Source organism: Adhaeribacter pallidiroseus (assembly GCF_003340495.1).
In the GTDB taxonomy this organism is placed as follows: domain Bacteria; phylum Bacteroidota; class Bacteroidia; order Cytophagales; family Hymenobacteraceae; genus Adhaeribacter; species Adhaeribacter pallidiroseus.
The window spans coordinates 13,281-36,123 of the sequence record NZ_QASA01000001.1 but is presented as its reverse complement, the minus strand read 5'-3'; the positions used below and the strand labels follow the sequence as shown (position 1 = coordinate 36,123).

Here is a 22,843-nt window from a genome sequence, read left to right as displayed (position 1 = left end):
TTTTTTAAATTTTGGTTTTATTTAAGGGCTACTTTCTTGCTTAAATCTTTAATCCGGATGTTGCGGAAAGCTAACGTTGAACCGTGGCCCAGGAAGCCAATGTAACCTGAGTTGCGGTGAATGCCCGGATGATCTTTATGATCTAGGGTGCCGTTTTTGCGGGCTTCGGTTAAGTCGCCGTCCAGGATGGTGGTACCGTTCAGGATTACTTTAATTTTAGGGCCTTGTACGATTACTTCCTGGTAGTTCCATTCGCCTACTGGTTTTAAGGCGCCGCGTTTGGCTGGCAAAACGCCGTACGCCGAACCGTGATACTGGTATTTCTCTAAGGCTTTGTAAATATCGGCGCCATCATCCAGAATTTGTAATTCAATACCGTTGTACGCATTGTCGCCTTCCATGGGAGCCCGGATACCTAAACCGTTGTTCGCGCCGGGTGTTAACTGAAACTCAAACCGGAAAACAAAATCGCTGTATTCTTCTTTGGTGTACAAATTACCGCGGCTGCCCGGTTTCGGTGAAACCGCCATAGTACCTTTCTCAATGGTATAATCGGTGGTATTGCCTTGCCACTCGTGCATGTTGGTACCATCAAATAAAACCTTGAAGCCTTCTTTCTTTTCGGCGGCGCTTAGTTCATAAGGCTTCGGACGGGGAATTTCGTGGATGTACAGGTTGCGGTAACCTACCGGCGAACCGTGCGCTTGCAGTTCAATTTGTTCTTCGGAGAATATCGGCAGTTTAGCATCCCAGAAGTTTTCCAAAATCACATTGTCGGTAACTAGCTCACCGTTCAGGTACACGGTAACGCGGTCGCCTTGCATTAGTATCCGGAAGTTATTCCATTCGCCCAAAGGATTATCAGCTACTTTCAAAGGTTTGCTGGGGTTTACTTTATTATTGTACAAACCGCCAGACCCAACCTGAGCGCCATCTTTCACCCGGGCCGTGTCCCACATTTGCACTTGCGGCGTGCCGCGCAGGTAAATACCGGCGTCACCTTGTTTTTTGCCATCGTCGTAGATTTTCCAATCCACCAGCATTTCGATATCGCCGTATTTTTTAACCGTAGTCAGGTTATCGTAGCCTTTGCCCACAAACACGATTTCGCCGTTCTTTACCTGCCAGTCCTGACGCATTTGCTCGTCGGCTTTTTGCTGGGCAGCGGCTAAGGTTTTCGCATCCATCTTAGACCGTTTAATAGGATCGGCTACCAGGCCTTTCCAGCCAGTTAAATCTTTGCCGTTAAATAGCGATACAAAACCGGCTTCTTTCGGCATTTCGTCGATTAATTTACGGACGTTGGCTTTGGTGTATTCTACTTCGGCACCTTGCATGGCGCTCATGGCTTTATTCAGCAAATCCCGGACATCCTGACCGTAGATATTTTTGTTGCCCAAAGCAATACTGGTAACGGCATCGGCGGCTACTTGCTTTAAAGCGGCATCGTCGAGGTACTTACCGGCTAGTTGTAAAGCTAAATAGGTGGGGCTTTTGCCTACTTCGCGCAGGATAACGCTTTTTTGTTCGCTGGTTTTCGCAATGTCCATTACTTTAGTTAAAAGTAATAGCTTTTGCTCGGCCGGAAATTTAGCGGAACTTACCTGCTTCACGTAACCGCGTAAAGCTTGGTCGAAATAAGGTGAATTGGGATCAGTTTGGGCGATGTTGTATAATTCATTGGCCGCGCTGAAATCGGACCAGGTACCTAAAGCCGCGAAAGCCGCTTTCTTGGTTTCCTCGTTACCGGATTTAAAATCAGCTACTACGGTTTGTAACGCTTTTTTATCGCCAATTTTGGCCAGAACCGCGTAGTACAAGGCTTTTTTATCCGCAGGAGCCTGCCCCATTTGCTGCAGAATGGTTTCGGTTTGCTTAGCTTTATCGCTTTCTCCTTTTACGGCGTTGTAGATGGCTTCCTGCATCACAGTTACTTCTTCCGGGCGATCAGCAGCTAGTAATAAAGGATACAAAGAAGAAAGATTCTCTTGAGCGGCCATGTCCTTTAAAGCCGTTAAAGCGGCCAGCTCTACCGCCGGATTTTTGCTTTTGGCTTCGTCCAGTACTACGTTAATTTGTTCGGTCGCTTTGCGGGAACCTAAAACTTCGAGTAAAGCGGCTTGCGCTGTTTCGTTCATTTTGGGTAATGCCTGGCTTACCTGTGGCACAACGTTAGTGCCTTTAGTGGTAAGAATAGCGGTTTGTGCTGCTTTTACCACGGTAGAATCGCCTTTGCGCATGGCCTTTAAAATAGCCGGCAAAGCTCCCTCCTGCCCTATTTTACCCGCAGCGGTAATAGCGGCTACTTTAATATTTCTGTTTTTGTTTTTGGTTGCTTTTAAAATAGCGGGTAATGCCGCGGCATCGCCTTTCCGACCCAGCATGTTAATAATATCGGCTTTGGCCGCCGGATCGGCTTTTTTCAAAGCGGTTAGCCATTGGTCGGTGCCGGTATTTTTAAATTCTACCGCCCGGTTTAAAGCCGCTACCCGGTAAGCCTGGTTTTTATCTTTTACCGCGTCTAACAAAGTTGGTAAACTTTGCTCGCCCTGCACGTCTACTAAATAATTTAAAGCGGCAATGCGGGTAGGCACCTGGTTTTCCTGAGTTGCTCTACTAATTAAGGTTTGCGCCATTTTCTCTACGGGCGCTTTGTTACCAGCGGCCAGCATGGTTTCGGCCCAACGTAAGTAAGCAGCGGTAGCATTGGCATTCTGGTATGCATAACCCGCTTTTTCGGCTTCAGCGGCTAATACGGGTTCTGCCGACGGATCTCCAATGTTCGCCAAGGCAAACAGCGCTACTTTCTTAGCTTTAGGATCGCTGGCGCTACTGGCTATTTTGCTGATAGCGGATACTGCCGCGGCGTCTTTGGAATCGCCTAAGGCTTCTACTAACGATAACTGGCAACTGCCCTGGGCTTGCGATAAAGCCGTCAACAAAGCCGACTTAGCGCTGGCGGTATTTATTTTAACCAAAGCCCGGGCAGCCGGACCGCATATCTGATCATTGCCTAAATTTTTAACCAAAGCCGCCACTGCTTCGTCTTTCCCGACCATTTGCAGCTGAAAAATTAAAAAAGTTTTGTTAACTGGGTCGGTTACCTGGTCCAAAGCTTTCACGTAGGCGTTGGCGGTCATAGCGCGCAGGTTTTCGCGGTTACCCTGGGCCACGTAATACGAAAAGCCCGCTAAGGCGTATTGCACTTTCGTGTTATCGCCTTGGCCGGGAGGTACCAGCATTTTGGCCATATCTACCAGGCCGGCTTCGCCCAAAGCGACTACCTCGTTCATGTTGGTAGCTAATTGCTCCGCATTCTGCGCCGGGAACATGGCCAGAACATCGGCAATCCGGGTAGAAGTAGTCCGGTTATCGGTTTTGGTCTGGGCTTGAACACTGCCCAACAGTAGTAAGGAGGAAAGTAATAATAAGGGTAATTTTTTCATGAATAACGGTATATTGATTCAAAAATGAGTCTTGTAATAGCTCAGTAGTTTTAATTACTAGCTGAGTTGTTTCATTGCTCAGGTCTTTGTTCTTTTTGTCTTGACACAAAAAGAACCAAAAAAGTCAAGACGATTTTCAACTCGCTGCCGCTCAAACACAAAATCGTCCAGATCTGCACTGGGCAAAGGCTACTTATTTCATAGCTCTAAAAACAATTAATATAATATTGAAAGATTACCTTGAAAACTCCCCTCCTAAGCTTAGGAGGGGCAAGGGTGGTTGATTTTTTAAATTTTTAATGTGATAAGCTCACAAAGGAGTGTCCTTTTAACTTTCCTAGATCACAAACGGGGCGCGCATGGGTTGATCGATGAGGCGGTTGGCGGCATCGTCGTCGATGAAAACTTGTTTTACCGGATCGTACTTCAGCGAGCGGCCTAGTTTTAAAGCGGCTAATCCCATGTTCACTATGGTACAAGAACGGTGACCGTTTTCTTCGTTCAAGGCAAACTTTTTGCGGTTTTTAACGGCGTCTACAAAGTCGGTAACCTGTGGTTGGGGATCCGGGAAAGCCGCCAGTTTTTTCTCTAAGTCCGGAATATCAGATTTAAAGCCAGGATATAATTTACCTTTAGGTCCTTCGATGTAAGCGGCATTGGTGTCTTTGCCTTCACCATCCAGAATAATCTGGCAACCATCGGCGTAGGTATAAGTAATCCGGCGCCAGGTTCCTACCGCTTCCGGGTGTTGCTGCGGAGCATCCACCTCCACGGAAACCGGGCTGGTATCGTCTTTACCCAGGAAATACTGCACCGGATCTAAGTAATGCTGGCCCATGTCGCCCAAGCCGCCGCCATCGTAATCCCAATATCCCCGGAAAGTTTGGTGCACGCGGTGCGGGTTGTATGGTTTATAAGGAGCCGGTCCTAACCAGGCATCGTAATCTAAAGTGGATGGTACGGGCATCGGATCGAGGCTGGTTTTGCCTACCCAGTAAAATTTCCAATCGTAACCAGTGGTAGCGCCTACGGTAACTTTTAACGGCCAACCTAACAAGCCACTTTCTACTAGTTTTTTAATCGGTTTCACCGGCGTACGCATGCCGTAGAACATATCTTCGAAGCGGAACCAGGTGTTTAACCGGAAAATACGGCCATGTTGCTGCACGGCTTCTACTACGCGTTTGCCTTCGCCAATGGTGCGGGTCATGGGTTTTTCGCACCACACATCTTTCCCAGCCCGGGCGGCATCGGCGGCCATAATGCCGTGCCAGTGCGGCGGGGTAGCTACGTGTACAATATCTACTTCGGGCAACTGAATCAGCTCGCGGTAATCCGAAAATGTTTTAACGGTGCTGCCAATTTTATCCAGCGCCAATTTTATATGATTTTGTTCTACATCGCAAATAGCTACTACTTTGGTACCCGCATATGGAATGTGGCCCCGGCCCATGGAACCCACGCCAATAATACCTTTGGTTAAGTGATCGCTCGGCGCCAGGTAGCCTTTACCGCCTAAAACATGGCGCGGCACAATGGTGATACCCGCGAGCGCCGCGATTGAAGTTTTAAGGAACTTCCGCCTTGCATTTGCTTTGTCTGGAGTCATAATAAGATTAGGGTTACTAATTTGAGATTTTTAAAATTCTTAAATTCTGTTCAATATAACTAACTAAATAATATGGGATTAGATAAAAAATCAGTCCTGGTATTTATCGCGGGCAAACAAACTATCGGCTTTGCATCAAAATTGATTGGCCCTTTACTCCCCCAAAGGATACTATTAAATAAAGACACCTTAATCGATTAAGTTGATGACTGGGAACCGTTAATTTTTTAAATTTTTTATGAGCGAGTAAGTGTTTAGCGGGTTGAAAAGTAAATACTGAAGATTATTTCCCTTAACGTACTTTCGGGAGTATCTAAATTTCAGAAATATTTTACTAAACAGCACAAAAGAGTTACCAGGTAACTCTTTTGCGCTGTTTAGATTTTGTATACATTAAATTAAGGGTCTATTAAGGGATAACTACTTCCGCTGGCACCCTTAGTCGGCCCTTTGGCGTAACGGTAATAGCCCGGATTTTTAAGTTGCGATTAATTGGTAAAGCCAAAGGTTTGGTATATAAATCAGCGGTTTCGTTGGGTATGGTTCCATCCAGGGTGTAACGAATTTGAGCATCCGGCACCATGGAAGTTAGCGTAATAGTAGCTTTATCGCCTTGTTTTACAATTTTGGTAGAATCTAAACCAATTGGTTCCGGCACGCGGTATTTAATGTTTTTAGCGTCGAGGCGTGGAAACTGCTTTCCTAAGCGTTGCAGGAAATCGGCGTAATTTTTCTTAGTGTAAGGTGTCCAAGCTACTTCGGATAGAGCCATAATGCGGGGAACAACATGTATTCTGCTTTTTCGGGGGCCGGGATGTACTCGGTCCATAGGTTGGCCTGCACGCCCAGGATATACTTATGCTGTGCCGGCGTGAGTTCACTCGAAAGCGGGTTGTAGCTGTACACTTTTTCCAGAGGCAAGTAGCCGCCAATCATTAAAGGTTCAACGGGGCTGTGCGGCACCGGATTCTGGCCGTGGTCCAGGTACAAATGCGAAGCCGGCGACATAACTACTTCGTTGCCGTGGCGAGCAGCTTCGATGCCGCCTTTTTCGCCGCGCCAGCTCATAATCGTCGATTTCGGCGAAATACCGCCTTCCAGAATTTCGTCCCAGCCGATTAACTTTTTGCCTTTAGCCAGTAAAAATTTTTCGATGCGGTTATTAAACCAACCCTGCACTTGTTCTACATCTTTCAGTTTTTCTTTTTTCATGATGCCTTTAACCAGGTCGCTTTCGCGCCAGCGGTCTTTAGGCGCTTCGTCGCCACCAATGTGCACGTATTTCCCCGGGAACAAAGGCACTACTTCGGCTAACACGTTTTCAAAAAACTGAAAAGTTTCTTCGGAAGGGCACACAATATCCTCAGAAATTCCCCATAAAGTGCGGGTTTGGTAGGGACCGGGCTTGCAGGCCAACTCGGGATAAGCCGCCAAAATGGCCACGGAGTGACCGGGCATTTCTATCTCCGGCACAATGGTGATGTAGCGTTTTTGGGCGTAGGCCACCACGTCTTTAATTTCTTCCTGGGTATAAAAGCCTCCGTGCGGAATGCCGTCGTATTTAAAATCTTCGGGCTTTTTCATCAGTTGCTGCGCCCCCACTAAACTCTCGTTCCGGAAGGCACTGATCTGCGTGAGTTTCGGGTATTTTTTAATTTCCACGCGCCAGCCCTGGTCGTCGGTGAGGTGCCAGTGAAAAGTATTAATCTTATAAGCGGCTAAGTTATCGATGTATTTTTTAACGAAAGCTACCGGGAAGAAATGCCGGGCTACGTCTAACATGTTGCCGCGCCATTTAAAAGCGGGCTCATCGATAATACGCACATACGGAATAGCAATATTTTCCTGAGCCGTGGGCGGTAAAAGTTGCATCAGGGTTTGGGCGCCGTAAAATAAACCGGCCCCGGCCGAAGCCGTAATGCTGGCTCCCGACTGGTTTACAGTGAGCTGATACGCTTCGGGATTTTTACTGGTAATGGCACCAATTTTTAAATTTACGGTGGCTAAGCTGGCGTCCGGGGTTATGGTAACTACTTTACCCAACACCGCAAAATAATCTTTTAGAAAGCCGGCTACGTTTTGTTCGTCGGGAGTTTTAGCAGCAATAACAATTTTCGCGGGTAAACTAAATTTTCCTTCGTAGGCTTTAACTTCTAAAGGTAAAGGAACTAAGCCGAGGTTACTGGCCGGAATTTCTTGAGTTTGTGCACGCGCAGGCAAAAAACTGATCCAGGAAAAGATCAGGAACAGGTAAGCTTTTTTTTTCATGAAGGAGGTAAGGTAAGTAAAAGGAATGCACCAGGCATCTAACAAATTTAACGATTGTTTTAATGGATTTAAAAATTATTGCGGCAGAGATTAAATAACTTATTTTAAATATTTTATAATTGTTACCGAACACACCTGATCAAAAAAGTAAAAAATTTAAAAAAAGCATCTTTTATTGGATATTTTAGGCTCTAAAACAAATTATAACGAAAGAGTAAACGCAAACATCTGCTTACTCTTTTATAGTTAAATTTTAGGTAATATCTTATTCAGCATTCAATTTTTGTTTACAGCAGATTGTGGTTATGTTTACAGCAGATTGTGCTTAAACACACTGCTTTCCTTTGCTCCCAACCTGCGTTTGTGAAATTGGCAAATATTTGACTTTGCTTTTTCCGCAAGTGGCCTTGCTTAAATGTTTTTTTTAAATTTTCAACCCATTAGGCAATTAAAACTTCAGCGGCATTGTCCCAGCGTACCAGGCCGAGGAACTACTAATCTTCCGTGTTAAATCCGGAACGGCGCTCAGCCAGTAGAATTCCGGATATGCAAAACAGAGGGTAGCACTTGGGTTTCCGGCAGTATATTTAAATTTTTTCTTTTTAACACTTTGCATAAATTGGCGGCAGCAGCTTTACCCATATCAAAAGCCGGTTGCATAACAGTGGTAAGAGATGGATTGAGAAAAGCCGCCGATTGTAAATTAGAAAATGCAACTATTTTTACCTTTTGGGGAATATTTAAATTTAGTTCCTGACATACCTGGTACACACTGGTAGCCTGCTTTTCTACAGTAGCGATAATTCCATCTGGCCGGTGTGCGTTGCTTAGTAAAGTCTTTATAAAGAAATAGTTAACATCTTCGGCTTTAGAGCAGGCAATTACATCGGTGGGCCGGAAAGGGTGACCTTGTTCCTGTAACGCTTTTTTGTAACCTGCCAGCCGGTTAGCGCTCATAGCTAAACTGTTAGAAGCCGATAATAAAGCCACCCGTTTACAGCCGCAAGAAATTAAATGCCTAGTTGCCAGGTAACTACTTTCCAGATCGTTGGTGATAATTTTAGCGGTTTCCATATCTTCACAAACCCGGTCGAACATAACTAATGGCATGCCCCGGTTCAGTAATTCCCGAATATGCCGATTATGCGAAGTTTCGGCGGTAATAGCGAGTAATACTCCATCTACCCGGCCGTTTTGTAATTCTCTTAATATAGCCTGTTCTTTTAAAAAACTTTCGTGGGTGAGATAAATTAGTACATGAAAGCCTTGCTCTTGCGCTACGGCTTCAATACCGTTAATAGCTTGGGCAAAATAACTATCGGCTACTTCCGGAATAACCACCGCAATGGTTTTACTTACTTTTTTTCGTAAACCGCTGGCGTGGTAGTTGGGTACAAAGTTAAGCTCCGTGGCCAGTTCTAGCACTTTTTGCTTAGTTTGCGGACTTATTTGGTGGCTATCCTGTAGAGCTCTGGAAATAGTAGAAGCCGACAGGTTAAGTCTTTTGGCTATTTGCTTCAGGGTTACTTTCTCCATATTAATTCCGGTATTAGCCGGGTGGCGGATTTCGTTTTAGGCAAACGATTGCGTAAATAAACCTGATGCTAACCATAACCTAGGTTTATTTTTTAGTAAATTAGCAAAAGCAACGCAACAACCACTTATTATTTTAAAAATCTACTACAAATATGAACGCAACGGAAAAAACCATCTTAAATCCGCTGGATAGCTTAGAAGAGTGGGAAGAAAACTTGCTCGAACGTTACCCCGATCCGGAAGATATTGCCCAAGGCAAAGCCACCGAAGCTTACCGTAACTACGAAGCGCCGGTGCGGGATACCGTTAAAGAATTCTACCGGCTCAACCACCGTTACCAGTGCTACGACTTTGTGTTGGAAAAAGAAAAAGATTTCCTGCGTTTTGATAAAAAAGAAATGCCGGTGTGGGAAGCTTTTCAGTTCTTAAACCAGTTGGTAGATGATTCCGATCCGGACACGGACTTAGACCAAATGCAACACCTGCTGCAAACTTCCGAAGCGATTCGGGCGGATGGCCACCCCGATTGGATGGTAATGGTAGGTTTAATGCACGACATGGGAAAAGTGCTTTGCTTATTCGGCGAGCCCCAATGGGCGGTAGTAGGAGATACGTTTCCGGTAGGTTGTGCTTTCTCGGATAAAATTGTGTATCCCGAGTTTTTCAAAGATAATCCCGACATTAACGATCCAAGGTTTAACACCAAATACGGCGTATACGAGCCTAACTGTGGTTTGCGCAACGTGCATTTATCCTGGGGCCACGACGAGTACGTATACCACATGATGAAAGATTACTTGCCGGAGCCCGCTTTGTACATGCTCCGCTACCATTCTTTTTACCCACAACACCGCGAGAATGCCTACGACCATTTACTGGATGCACATGATCATGAGATGTTTAAATACGTGCAGCTTTTTAACCCGTACGATTTATATTCCAAAAACTCAACCCCACCTAACTGGACGGAGTTGCGGCCTTATTACGAAGATTTAGTAGCGAAATATTTACCGGCTACCTTAAAATTTTAAATTTTTCCTTATAAAACAGAAGCCTCTTCATAGAATTGTGGAGAGGCTTCTGTTTTTTAAAAGATGCTACAGTTAACTCTATTTCACAACAACTTGTTTGGTGTAAAACTTACATAAGAAATCAACGGCTTTTCTGTGGAGCCTTTTCAAGTCTCCAGGCTCTGGCGCTGCCTAATTTGCAACTTTCAAGTTTGCCTCGTGGCCGGCGGGCCCCGTTTGGCTCTTCCGGGCTGTCTAAGCTTGTTTTCCTGCTTCCGTCGGAATGCCTCCGGCACCACAACCTCAGAAGGCCCTCCTGAGCCAAACTGGCGTTAGTTACTTATAGCTACCGTGTCTACTCTTTTTAAAGTGATAAGATTTAATTACTTGAGTTAACTTTTACTGAGCAAGGTGAATCCCTAAAACTAAACTAAAAAGTTTGTTTTCTTTGATTCAGGTAGCAAACTCCGGAAAAAATTTAAAATTCTACTTAGCTAAGAATACCTACCTTTGCAAACGATTTACACGTACTTCGTGTTTAATAAGTAATACTATCAGCAGACTTTTATTTAATGGCTAAACGCGGATTCGGGGGAAGAACCAGCAGTACTGACGACTCAACCTCCGGCAAAAAACCACTCAACAAAGAAAGCTTCCAGAAAGGCCTTCGTATTTTTCAATACACGCTTCCTTACAAAGGTAAATTTATAATAGGTTTGATTTTTCTAGCCTTATCGAGTTCTACTTTTATGATTTTCCCGGCGCTTACGGGTCAGTTAGTAGATTCGGCTACGGGTGCGGCTTCCGATAATGGTAATTATTTCCTGGCTAATATCAACTGGATTGCCTTTGGCTTATTCGGGGTTATTCTGCTGCAAGGTATTTTCTCGTTTTTCCGGATTTACTTTTTTGCTCAGGTAAGCGAGTTTGCCGTAGCCGATATCCGGAGGGCGCTGTACTCTAAATTTGTGGTACTGCCTATTCCCTTCTTCGAGCAAAAACGGGTCGGCGAAATTACCAGCCGCATTACCTCCGATGTTGCGCAGGTACAAGATACCTTCTCGATTACTTTGGCCGAGCTTTTTCGCCAATTGGTAACCCTGATAGTGGGCGTTATTTTGATTATGATTATCTCGGTAAAGCTATCGCTGTTTATGTTGGGTACTTTTCCGGTGTTGGTTTTACTGGCCTTTGTATTCGGGAAGCGCATTAAAAAACTTTCCAAAGCTACCCAGGAAGAAATAGGGAAAACCAATGTTATCGTGGAAGAGACGCTGCAAGCGATAAACGTAGTAAAAGCGTTTACCAACGAGCTTTTTGAAATTGCCCGTTATAAGCAATCTTTATCCAATGCCGTACGCAATGCCTTAAAAGCGTCGTATTTTCGCGGCGCTTTTGTATCTTTTATCATTATCGGCCTGTTTGGCGGTGTTATCCTGGTACTTTGGTTTGGGGCTTCTTTAGTAGAAAGCCAGCAATTAACCATAGGGCAGCTTGTGCAGTTTATTATTTACACCGTGTTTATTGGCGCTTCGGTAGGTGGTTTAGGCGATATGTACGGCAAAGTGCAAACTTCTTTGGGAGCCGCCGACCGTATCCTGGAAATCCTGGATGAACCCGAAGAACCTACGATTAAAGCTAACCAACCGGTGCCCAGCTTAGTGGTAGAAGGCAATATTGAATACGATCAGGTGGCTTTCTCCTACCCGACCCGCCCCGATATTGCGGTGTTAAAGGCTATTTCGTTTCAGATTCAATCGGGTGAGAAAGTGGCTTTAGTAGGACCCAGCGGAGCTGGTAAGTCAACCATTGTGGCTTTGTTGATGAAGTTTTACAATCTAAAAGGTGGTCACATCCGCATCGACGGAACCGATATCAATCATTTAAATTTAACGGCACTGCGGCAGAACATCGGCATTGTGCCCCAGGAAGTTTTATTGTTTGGCGGTACCATCCGCGAAAATATTGCTTATGGCAAGCCCCATGCCACCGAAGAAGAAATTATCCAGGCGGCTAAAAAAGCGAATGCCTACCAATTCATCCAGTCTTTCCCGGAACAGCTCGATACGCTAGTGGGCGAACGCGGCATTAAATTATCGGGTGGTCAGCGGCAGCGGATTGCTATTGCCCGGGCCATTTTAAAAAATCCGGCTATTTTAATCCTCGACGAAGCTACCAGTTCGCTGGACTCCGAGTCGGAAAAACTGGTACAGCAGGCTATGGATGAACTCATGAAAGGCCGCACCAGCATTATTATTGCCCACCGGCTATCTACCATCCGCAAAGCCGACAAAATAATGGTAATCGAAAACGGCCACATCGTAGAGCAAGGCACCCACGAAGAATTATCCTTAAACGAGAATGGCTTGTACGCGAACTTGCTCCGGTTACAGTTTGAACTAAGCTAAAAATTTAAAAAAACTTGCCCGAAATAACCAACCCAATGCTGAGTTGGTTATTTTTTTAAAAAGCTGTCGGATTACATATCCTTTAAAAAAGCGTTCGCCTTACCAGGAGTTTTCTTATTTTTACAATTAAATCTGAATACCTAAACCATTAATTTTTTTTAAAATGAAAAATTTGATTACCGGATGTGTGTCGGTTATGTTGGCTTGCCTGCTTTCTACGAGCGCTGCCTTTGCCCAGTTAGAAACACCGCAAGCCAGTCCGCTAGGCACTGTTAGCCAACGGGTTGGTCTTACCACTATTTCCGTAGAATACTCGCGGCCCAGCGCTAAAGGACGCAAAATTTTTGGTGGCATTTTACCATTTGGCAAAGCTTGGCGTACTGGTGCCAATGGCACTACTAAAATTACCTTTAAAGACGATGTAACCGTGCAGGGCAACAAAGTACCGGCCGGCGAATACGCCCTTTATACTATTCCGAATGAAGCCGAGTGGACCATTGTATTAAACAAAAATTTAACGCTGGGCGGCAACACCAACGAGTATAAAACCACCGAAGATGTAACCCGTTTTACCGTAAAACCCATCCGGCTCACCAATAGAACCGAAACTTTTACCATTAACTTCTCGGACCTGACACCGGCTACGGCCAACGTAGAAATACTCTGGGAAAATACTTCGGTTAAGTTTAAAGTAGTTACCGAGGTAGAAAGCAAAGTAATGAAGCAAATTCAGGAGCAGGTGATCAACGGCCAAAACGTAAGTGCCGATATGTACGCCGCTGCCGCCAGCTATTATTACGAAAATAATAAAGACAACAAACTGGCTTTGGAGTGGATTAAAAAAGCTAACGAAAAGGATCCTAAATTCTGGAATATGCATACGCAGGCTAAAATCCAGGCCCGGGCCAAAGATTTTAAAGGGGCTACTGCCGCTGCGCAAAAATCGATTGAACTAGCCAAGGCGGCTAAAAACGACGATTATGTGCGCATGAACGAACAAGTAATGGCCGAATGGGCCAAAGCCAAGTAAAAGCCGATGCTTAAATTTATCCGGATCTTCACTTGAAAAAGAAAGGCCGCTGGTTTTATCAGCGGCCTTTCTTTTGCGTTTTTTTAAATTTTTATTGCCCTACGGTCTACTTTATCCATAGTCTGCGTTCCGAACTAAATTTGGGATAGCATCCGGTTATTGTCCAGGAATAGGCAGCACGAACTCCGGGGCACTCTAGACTTAATTGCCGATAGCCACTTAACATATACTAAATTCAAAAAACATATATATGTGTAATAGAAAAAGCTCCTGATACATACAGGAGCTTTTTTGCTACAGCAGCAACTTATAATAACAATACTATTTTATAAAATATACTGACTTAAATCTCGGTTCTTCACCATACCGGATAATTTCTCATCTACCATTTCGGCGGTAATTATTATTTTAGCGTTAGCCCCAATCTTATCGGGCACATCGAACAAAAATTCGTTTAATAATTGGCTTACAACCGTTTGTAAACGGCGGGCACCGATATTTTCTACTTCGGCGTTTACTTCAAAAGCAATTTCGGCAATTTTGTGTAAGGCATCATCCGAAAAAGTTAATTCTACGTCTTCGGCTTGCAGCAAGGCTTCGTACTGCTTGGTTAAGGCGTTTTTCGGAAATTTGAGAATACTGTAAAAATCTTCCTTAGTTAAGCTGTTCAGTTCTACCCGGATCGGGAAACGACCTTGTAGCTCCGGAATCAGGTCTGAAGGTTTAGCCACGTGAAAAGCACCGGCCGCCACAAACAGAATATGATCAGTCTTAATAACGCCGTATTTGGTACTAACCGTGCTGCCTTCCACAATCGGTAATAGATCGCGTTGCACGCCTTCACGGCTTACATCGGGGCCGCCCCCGCCTTTATTACTCGCCGAAGCAATTTTATCAATTTCGTCAATAAAAATTACGCCGGCATTTTCCGCTTTCCGGATGGCTTCTTCTTTTACTTCGTCCATGTCAATCAGCTTTACGGCTTCTTCTTCCAGTAAAATTTTACGAGCTTCGGCAATACTTACTTTGCGCTTGCGGGTTTTCTTGGGCATCATGCCGCTAATCATTTCCTGAATATTCATCATGGAAGCTTCGTCGATGCCAGGACCTAAAACGCCCACGCCGGTGGAGCTATTCTGCTGTACTTTTATTTCTATTTTCCGGTCGTCGAGTTCGCCATTCCGGATTTTGACCCGAAATTTTTCGCGCGTCCGTTCGTTTAATTCCTGATCGCTGTCTGGCATCTGGCTATCATCATTCACCGAAGAAAATCCGGCGTATGGCTTAGCGGGCGTAGTAGTTATGGGCGGAATTAAAGCATCCAGAATAATATCTTCTACGGCTTGGGCCGCTTGTGATTTTACTTCTTCTTTCCGGCGGGTTTTTACCATGTTTACGGATTGTTCTACCAGATCGCGCACCATACTTTCTACATCGCGGCCCACGTAGCCTACTTCGGTAAATTTAGAAGCTTCTACTTTGGTAAATGGCGCATCGGCAATACTGGCTAAACGGCGGGCAATTTCGGTTTTACCTACGCCGGTAGCGCCAATCATTAATATATTATTGGGTACTATTTCGTTTTGCATGTCGGCAGCAGCGTGCATCCGGCGCCAGCGATTACGCAATGCAATGGCTACGTTGCGTTTGGCTTCGTGCTGCCCAATTATGTACTTATCTAGTTCGGCTACAATTTGAACCGGGGTTAAATATTGGGTGGTATCTAGCATAATGGTAGGTTCCAGAATAGATCTCCTGGCGGGAGTATTTTTTTAAATTTTAGTAATAGTAGAAGAGAAATTATACATTCAAAAGTAATAAAACAGATTAAACCTTAGTTTTCTTTTTAAAAAGGGGCGCTACATTAGAAATAACCGTAAATGCATTACTCGCGCCCGCTACGTGGTAATACGCATGGGTAAAAGTTAGCTCAAACGTTTTTATTCGCACGGTAGCTCCTACAGATAAACCCGCCCCGCCTGATTTAGTTTCCAGACGCAGCTCCTGCCGGCGTAAATGATTGTAACCGAACAGCACGTTAAAATTTTTACTGAGTAAAAACTGACTGCTTACCACAAAATGCCGGGCTATTTTATCACCAAACGATTGCGCAGGCGCATTTACTAGATATAGGCTGGTTTGAGCGGTGTCGGTGTAACTAATATTAAATTGTTGCAAGTGATGCGCCGTTATCGATAATTGCACAGGCAGGTGCTCCGGCCTGTAAGTTAACCCAAGCTGGGCGTCAAAAGGCATGGCTTCCTGGTTCTCGCCGGTATATGTTTTAAGCTGATAACCAATATTTTTAAGCGCTAAGCCTATGTACAATTCTTTTTCCGGATGTTTATAAACGCCACCTAAATCTACCAAAGCCGCTACCGCTTTATACTCGGCAATTCCCGAAAGTGCTATTTTCAGGGTTCCTCCTAAAGTAAACGGTTTAATGGTAGTAGCATGTGTAACACTTAACACATAATCATGCACCGAAAAACTACCTGTTGCTACACCCGTTGGATCTGTTTGGGTGAAGGCACCGTAACCCATATACTGTAATCCTGCTCCCCATTGTCCAAGTTTAGGATGATTGACGGCGTAAAAAACGGAACTTAACGAAATATCGGCCAGGTAATCGGTATAGCTCAGCGCCAGGTGTTGATGCATCTCGGATTGCAATAACGCCGGATTGGCCTGCAGCATCGTAACATCGGTACTGGGTGAGGAAACATTTATGCTGCCCAAAGCGGCTAAGCGAGCACCCGCCGGATAATCTAAAAAAGAAAAAGTTTGCCGGCTGCCTACCTGGCTCCAGCCCGGAAACGCTTGTATAAAAATTAAAAAAGTAAAAATGGTTCGGTAATTTATCGGCATTCCTTCCAGATTAGAACCATTTTTTAAATTTTTAATCTAAACTTCAGCCGGAACGGGAGGTACAGGTTCGCTCAGTTCCAGGTTTAACGGATTAGTTACTTTTTCCTGGAGTAAAGCAATTTGCAGCACGTCCGGCGCCTTATCTACAAAGTGAATTTGCAAGTCTTTCAAGTATTCAGTTGGAATTTCGTTGATATCCTTCCGGTTTTTCTGGCACAAAATCACATCTTTTATACCGGCCCGTTTAGCAGCTAATATTTTTTCTTTGATGCCACCTACCGGCAAAACTTTACCCCGCAAGGTAATCTCACCGGTCATAGCCAAATGCGAACGTATTTTGCGCTGGGTAAACACCGAAGCAATTGAAGTAAAAATAGCAATACCCGCCGAAGGACCATCTTTGGGTACGGCTCCTTCCGGAAAGTGAATGTGCAAATCGTACTGATCAAAAATCCGGTAATCAATACTCAAATCCAAAGCATGTGCTTTCAGATAAGAAAGTGCCGTAATGGCCGATTCTTTCATTACATCGCCCAGTTGCCCCGATAAAGTTAATTTACCTTTACCCCGGCTCAGGATAGATTCGATAAACAAAATATCACCGCCTACCGACGTCCAGGCTAATCCGGTAACTACGCCGGCGGTATCGTTATCCTGGTACATTTCTTTATCAAAGATTTCTGGTCCCAGAATTTTTACGACATCGGCTGGCTCGATTATTTTTTTAAATTCTTCGTCCATTGCTTTGGCTTTAGCAATGTTCCGGGTAACGGCGCCAATTTTCCGTTCCAAGCCCCGTACGCCCGACTCGCGAGTATAATCTTCGATAATTTTTTGAATGGCCGCCGCCGAAAAAACAACATCCTTAGGCTCTAAGCCGTGTTCGGCTTTTTGCTTCGGTACCAGGTGTTTTTTAGCTATTTCGGTTTTTTCTTCGATGGTGTAGCCCGTAATATCAATAATTTCCATGCGGTCGCGCAAAGCCGGTTGAATAGTATCCAGAGCATTGGCGGTAGCAATAAATAAAACTTTTGATAAGTCGTACTCTACCTCTAAGTAATTATCTACGAAGGTGCTGTTTTGCTCCGGATCCAATACTTCCAACAAGGCCGACGAAGGATCGCCCCGAAAATCGGAAGAAATTTTATCAATTTCGTCCAGTACAATAACCGGATTCGCTGATCCAATCTTTTTTATCTGGCTCACGATTTTGCCCGGCATGGCCCCCACGTAGGTTTTCCGGTGACCCCGGATCTCGGCTTCGTCGCGCACGCCACCCAATGACATTCTGACATACTTGCGCCCTAAAGACTTGGCGATAGAACGGCCCAGCGACGTTTTGCCTACGCCCGGTGGGCCGTATAAACACAAAATAGGCGCTTTCATATCGTTCTTTAGCTTTAAAACCGCTAAATATTCAATAATGCGCTCTTTTACTTTCTCCAAGCCGTAATGATCGGCATCCAGAATTTTCTTGGTTCTTTTTAAATTAAAATTATCCCGGGTGTACTCGCCCCAAGGCAATTCCAGCAAAAATTCCACGTAATTTACCGATACCGGGTACTCGGCCGCGGCGGGGTTTAAACGTGCTAATTTTTCAATTTCTTTGTTAAAATGTTTCGCTACCGCTTCGGGCCACTTCTTCTTTTTAGCGGCCTCCCGGAAACGTTCTATTTCCTGGTCCGGGCCGTCGAAACCGAGCTCATCCTGTAAAACTTTTATTTGCTGCCGCAGGAAATAATCCCGCTGCTGTTGGTCAATATCGGTGTGTACTTTATTATGAATCTCGTGCTTGATTTCGAGCATTTGAATTTCGCGCAGCATCAATTGCAGCAAGGTGGTACCGCGCTCTACCCCATCGTTAATTTCCAGAAGCGATTGTTTTTGCTGCACTTCCACGTTGATATTCGACGACAGAAAATGCGTTAAAAAGCTGGGCGAATCAATGTTATCGAGCGCCACCTGGGCTTCTTGGGGGATTTCCGGATTCAGTTTCAACATTTTCGCCGCGGCATCTTTCAGCGACTGCACCAAGGCTTTTACTTCTTTGCTGGGCTTTGCCGGAAAGGACTCCTGGCAATAACTAACCGTAGCCGTTAAATAAGGAATTTCGCGAACTACTTCTTTAATTTGAAAACGGGTTTGGCCTTGAATAATAATGGTAGTATTTCCGTCAGGCAACACCAGCATTTTTAAGATTTTAGCCATGGTACCTACCGCGTACAGATCGGCGAGAGTAGGATCATCACTTTTAGTATTTTTCTGAGCTATTACACCTAGTATTTTGTTTCCGCGGTAAGCTTTACGCACCAACCGGATAGATTTTTTGCGGGTAACGGTAATCGGCAGCACCACTCCCGGAAATAAAACGGTATTGCGCACCGGTAAAATAGGCAGCAATTCGGGTATTTTTTTACTAGCAAAGTCGTCGTTTTCGGGTTCAGTAGTAATAATAGAAATCATATCTTCCGGGTCGTCGCTCCGGGAATTAGCGAGAAACAACTCGTGAAGAATAGCAGCGTTATAATCCATAGTGTACAGGGATGTGCCAAACTGACAGCAACCAGCGAAGTGAATTGTAAATTTAAATCAATATAAGTAATTGTCAAGTCCTATGCCAACACAAGCCCTGCCATTTTAAAAACTATTCTAAAAAAGATTAATGCTGTTCTTTTTAATTCTTTTTTACAGGCTATCGGCTCAAATCTAACGGTAGTAGAAAGCAGCAATACGACTCTTGTATTATTTCCAGACAACCTGGTTTACTAGCTAATTGGTCATCCCTACTTAACTGTTTTTTTAAATTTTAATTAATTCAAGATATCTATTTAATAAGTGTTGTGGTTTTGAATTATTTTACGGTATATTTGACTAATTGAATATCAATTAATTGAATATACGTGCCGAAAACGCTGAATTGGTTGTATGCGTCGCATTTTTGTATTTAACTTATTTTTAGTTTTACTTTGCGGCACTTTTGAGCCAGTTCAGGCTCAAACTAAACTCTCGCTCAAAAGAAAAGTAAGTAGCGATAGTACGGCTCATCGGTTCCAGCCTAAAGCCGAAGTTGTGATTGACTTCCCTAACCTGAATAAAATCTCTTTTTTTGAAAACCGGCGAGAATTAAGAACGATAAACCGCCTCGAAAAACGCAAAGAATACGCGAAAGCCCTGCCTTTACTCCGAAATTACGTCAACAACTTTGGCATCGAAAATTTTTACCGCAATACCTCTTTATTGTGGCGTTTAGCGCAATTATACGAGCGAGCCAACGACCTGGATCATGCGAAAGCTTTTTACCGCTTGGCTCTTAAACATACGCGCTCCGATATTACTAAAATTCAGCTGTACTACGATTCGCTGGAAGCCAAAAGTAAATCGTTGTACTTGCCTTTAAATTTTTATTATGAACTGGTAGAGTACCGCAAAGCCGTTAATACTTTTCAGCCGCCTAAAGGCGTGTATACCAATATGGGTCCGGATGTTAACTCTAAGTACGAAGATTATGGCCCCACTATGAATGCCAACACCAACAATTTAATTTTTACCTCGCGCCGCAACCGCGGTCCTTCCATTAACTCGGGCTATAACGAAGATTTATTTTATACCGAAAACATAAATGGTAACTGGGAAAAGGCCAAATCGTTTGGCAAGCCCATTAACAGCACTTACAACGAAGGCTCCGCTTGCTTGAGCAAAGATGGCCAAACCTTGTATTTTGCCCGCTGCGATTGCCGCGACTGCCACGGCAATTGTGATTTATACGTGGCCAAAAAAATGAAAGATGGTACCTGGGGCAACATTAAAAACCTGGGCATGCAGGTAAACAGCCCTTCCTGGGATTCGCAACCAACCTTATCCCGGAGCGAAGACACTTTGTATTTTGCTTCGGATCGCTTAGGTGGCTTTGGTACTTCCGACATTTATTTTACCGCCAAACAGAAAAATAGCCGCTGGGGACCCGCTAAAAACATGGGACCGGTCATCAATACCCGCGAAAGCGAAGTAAGCCCGTTTTTTCACCCGAAATACCAAGTATTATACTTTAGTTCGCGGGGGCAATTACTAAATAACGGTGATTTTGATATTTACAAAACCTATCGCGTGAATGGCCGGTGGCAAGAACCGCGCAATATTGGCCCACTGGTAAATGGCAAAGGTAGCGAATATTATTTTACCATCGATGGCAAATCCGAGAACCTGTATTATGCCCGCTCCGAGGCCAACGATTTAAAAAATCTGGATTTATATTCTTTTCCGCTGCCCATGGAAGCGCAACCCCTAGCGGTAACCCGCCTGGAAGGTACGCTCGTGGATTCGGTTACCAACTCCCCACTGGCTGGTATTGTTTCGGTAATTGATTTAACCAACGGCATTGAAGTAGCCTCCAAGTACATCCGCAACGATGGTTCTTTTGATTTTGATTTAATTGACCAGAACCGCTACATGCTTCTCATCCAGAGCCCCGACTTTTTTAGCGTAGAGAAAGAAATTGATTTGAAACAGGATACGGTACTCAAAATTATGACGTCGGCTATTAACTATAAAATACCTTTAATTTTTAAAAATATTGAGTTCGACGAAGGCAAATCGGACATTAAACCCATTATGGAACCAATACTTGATCGGATTGTCTTGTTTCTGGCTGATCATCCTACTTTTACATTAAAAATTGGTGGTCATACCGATGCGAGCGGCGACCCGGAGTTTAATACCGAATTATCGCAGAAACGCGCTGATTCCATTAAAAAATACATTGAGCAAAAAGGCAAAATTCCGGACGACCGGGTGCAAGCCTGGGGTTATGGCAGTTCGGAGCCCTTACGCGAAGAACAAACCGAAGAAGACCGGCAGATTAACCGGCGTGTGGAGTTTAAATTAGTAAAACCAGAACCTGCTAATTTGAAAGAATAAACAAAGTATTTAAACCAATCTACCGCCCTGGCTAAGGTACGCTTTAGTGTGCTTTAGGTATGATTGGGCATAGTAATTTTATTTCTTTTTAAAGCCAAACCAATTTTCAAACCAAGAAGATTTAGGCATATTATTAAAATAATAAATCAGTCCCATAAAATTTATTAAATTAATTGAAAGCAGATATATAATTTTTGGTTTAGAGAACATCTCACCAAATGGTAAAATCAATAAAGAAAAGATAAAGGAGATTAAAAACATATTCATTCCTTCCATTTTTAATTCTTGTAATTTCTTTACTCCCTTAATAGTAAATGACCAGTGAGATGAGAAAATAAGTAATACTAAAACAAAACAAATTGCACCGAATATTATTCCATAGGCACAAAGTCCGCCATCACATCCGCCACTAGAGTTTGAGAAATAGTCAAAAACTGGGACTGTAGAATAGATAGTTACAGAAGCAGCAATAATATTTAAAATTGTAACTACTGATTTGTTATCCATTATATTCCTTTTATGTCATTATTATGTCCAACAAGGGATTATAACTTCTTTACCTCAATAAAGATTAATATTTAATCAGAATTTTTAAATTATTTAATTCTGAGCGGCTTCCGATTCCGGAATTTGCGGGGGTGGCAGATCGGCTAAAATGCGTTGGGCTATCTTACCTAAATTATCCCGGCTTATTTTCTCCAGATCATTCATATTCGACACGTACGGTATTTTTACTTTATTGCCGGCTATTAAATTACCCTGCGCATCAAAAATGGTGTAATGAACCGTAAACTCCCGAATAAAATCCTGCGTAGTTCGGTCGAGACAATTACTATAATCGGTATGGATTTCGAACTGGTTAATGAATAAATAATAATCGGGCTGGTAGCGGTTGTTATAGTACGTATAAAAATTTGGGCTTTTCACAGTTACGCCGTAGTACTTATCTCCCTCCGCCGCTACCGTTGCTTCTTGTACGGTAGCGATGCCGGCCTTCTCTTTCTGTTTTAAAAACCAAGTTTTCGGACCAGACATTATGGCTTTTTGCTTCGGGGGCAAAGGATTAAACCTGGAAGATGTAACATTCCGGTACTGGTAATTTAAAGATTTATAAATCTCGGGGAGCGAATCCGCATTTCTATTGGTACCAGTCCGTAATAAATTAATTGTTTCAAAACCAGGCGGCGTTAGCAAAGCGCTTAGCCGGCTCCGGAAACCATAACGTACTTGGGGCCGTGGCACCCGCGATTGGCGGGCGATATCCTCATCGGCATCCGAAAAGTACAGGTACGGATCAAACGGCACCACCATTACCCGCTGAACTGTTTTATGAATTACCGGCGCAGGTGTGATGGTAGTACTAACCGGAGTATTAGGCGGAACAGCAACAACCGTACTTTTACTTTTGGTAGACTTAAACAAAGCATTAGTAGGCGATACAGGTGCGCTACTCCCGGATTCGGAGCTTGGAGTTAAATCACTGGCAACTTTAGGACGCACACGAATGAATTTACCTGCGGGTAGAATTTCTCCGTTCCAGGATATCAATGAATCTACCGGCACCTGGTATAATTTTGCCAAGCGGTAATACGTATCGCCGGGTTGAACTAAGTGCTGCTCAGTAAGCTCTTTTGTTTTGCTTGTTAGGAGCGAATCAGCAATTGGCGCTTGCGCTCGGACCAGATGATAAGATAAAAAAATTAAAAAAACCAGCCACCCGCTGTACCTTCTCCTTCTTTGCATGGCTTTCTAAT

Annotated in this window: 14 protein-coding genes; 4 read left to right on the top strand and 10 right to left on the bottom strand. The window is 44.0% G+C overall.

The annotated features are described in order from the left end of the window. Nucleotides 1-17: 17 nt before the first annotated feature. From AHMF7616_RS00125 to AHMF7616_RS00105, 5 genes are all read right to left on the bottom strand, one after another. The gene (locus AHMF7616_RS00125; protein WP_115371036.1) at nucleotides 18-3,446 is read right to left on the bottom strand and encodes a DUF1080 domain-containing protein; all 3,429 of its coding nucleotides are present in this window, start codon (nucleotides 3,444-3,446) and stop codon (nucleotides 18-20) included. Between the two features lie 337 nt (nucleotides 3,447-3,783). Beyond that, nucleotides 3,784-5,055 carry a Gfo/Idh/MocA family oxidoreductase gene (locus AHMF7616_RS00120; RefSeq protein ID WP_115371035.1) on the bottom strand — a complete coding sequence of 424 codons (1,272 nt, stop codon included), beginning with the start codon at nucleotides 5,053-5,055 and terminating at the stop codon, nucleotides 3,784-3,786. 409 nt (nucleotides 5,056-5,464) lie between these two features. Further along, entirely contained in the window at nucleotides 5,465-5,827 is a 363-nt protein-coding gene (locus AHMF7616_RS00115; RefSeq protein ID WP_158546062.1) for an FN3 associated domain-containing protein, read from the bottom strand. Beyond that, a complete protein-coding gene (locus AHMF7616_RS00110; protein WP_147275580.1) occupies nucleotides 5,809-7,323 on the bottom strand; it encodes a beta-N-acetylhexosaminidase in 1,515 nt (504 codons plus the stop codon). Before AHMF7616_RS00110 ends, AHMF7616_RS00115 begins: the two co-directional genes overlap by 19 nt. Before the next feature lie 525 nt (nucleotides 7,324-7,848). Beyond that, entirely contained in the window at nucleotides 7,849-8,859 is a 1,011-nt protein-coding gene (locus tag AHMF7616_RS00105; RefSeq protein WP_115371032.1) for a LacI family DNA-binding transcriptional regulator, read from the bottom strand. A gap of 152 nt (nucleotides 8,860-9,011) precedes the next feature. Between AHMF7616_RS00105 and AHMF7616_RS00100 the strand changes: the two genes are divergently transcribed. The 3 genes from AHMF7616_RS00100 (at nucleotide 9,012) to AHMF7616_RS00090 (ending at nucleotide 13,307) form a co-directional block, all read left to right on the top strand. Then, entirely contained in the window at nucleotides 9,012-9,890 is an 879-nt protein-coding gene (locus AHMF7616_RS00100) for an inositol oxygenase family protein (RefSeq protein ID WP_115371031.1), read from the top strand. A gap of 551 nt (nucleotides 9,891-10,441) precedes the next feature. After that, complete coding sequence (locus AHMF7616_RS00095) at nucleotides 10,442-12,277, top strand: ABC transporter ATP-binding protein (RefSeq protein WP_115371030.1); 1,836 nt, start codon at nucleotides 10,442-10,444, stop codon at nucleotides 12,275-12,277. A 163-nt stretch (nucleotides 12,278-12,440) separates the two neighbouring features. Continuing rightward, a complete protein-coding gene (locus AHMF7616_RS00090; protein WP_115371029.1) occupies nucleotides 12,441-13,307 on the top strand; it encodes a DUF2911 domain-containing protein in 867 nt (288 codons plus the stop codon). 326 nt (nucleotides 13,308-13,633) lie between these two features. Here the strand turns inward: AHMF7616_RS00090 and hslU are convergent, their stop codons facing one another. The 3 genes from hslU to lon form a co-directional block, all read right to left on the bottom strand. Next, nucleotides 13,634-15,037, bottom strand: a complete 1,404-nt coding sequence (gene hslU / locus AHMF7616_RS00085; protein WP_115371028.1) for an ATP-dependent protease ATPase subunit HslU — start codon at nucleotides 15,035-15,037, stop codon at nucleotides 13,634-13,636. A 97-nt stretch (nucleotides 15,038-15,134) separates the two neighbouring features. Beyond that, nucleotides 15,135-16,175, bottom strand: a complete 1,041-nt coding sequence (gene porQ, locus AHMF7616_RS00080; RefSeq protein ID WP_115371027.1) for a type IX secretion system protein PorQ — start codon at nucleotides 16,173-16,175, stop codon at nucleotides 15,135-15,137. Nucleotides 16,176-16,211: 36 nt separating this feature from the next. Then, on the bottom strand, nucleotides 16,212-18,707 hold the full coding sequence (gene lon / locus AHMF7616_RS00075) for an endopeptidase La (protein ID WP_115371026.1): 2,496 nt from the start codon (nucleotides 18,705-18,707) through the stop codon (nucleotides 16,212-16,214). Between the two features lie 393 nt (nucleotides 18,708-19,100). Here lon and AHMF7616_RS00070 point away from each other — a divergent pair, with 393 nt between their 5' ends. After that, on the top strand, nucleotides 19,101-21,089 hold the full coding sequence (locus AHMF7616_RS00070) for an OmpA family protein (protein ID WP_115371025.1): 1,989 nt from the start codon (nucleotides 19,101-19,103) through the stop codon (nucleotides 21,087-21,089). A gap of 78 nt (nucleotides 21,090-21,167) precedes the next feature. On the opposite strand, the gene AHMF7616_RS26135 is transcribed toward AHMF7616_RS00070, so the two are convergent. Continuing rightward, nucleotides 21,168-21,596, bottom strand: coding sequence for a hypothetical protein (locus AHMF7616_RS26135; protein ID WP_147275579.1), 429 nt, complete (start codon nucleotides 21,594-21,596; stop codon nucleotides 21,168-21,170). A gap of 93 nt (nucleotides 21,597-21,689) precedes the next feature. Next, a complete protein-coding gene (locus tag AHMF7616_RS00060) occupies nucleotides 21,690-22,832 on the bottom strand; it encodes a LysM peptidoglycan-binding domain-containing protein (RefSeq protein ID WP_115371023.1) in 1,143 nt (380 codons plus the stop codon). Nucleotides 22,833-22,843 lie beyond the last annotated feature (11 nt).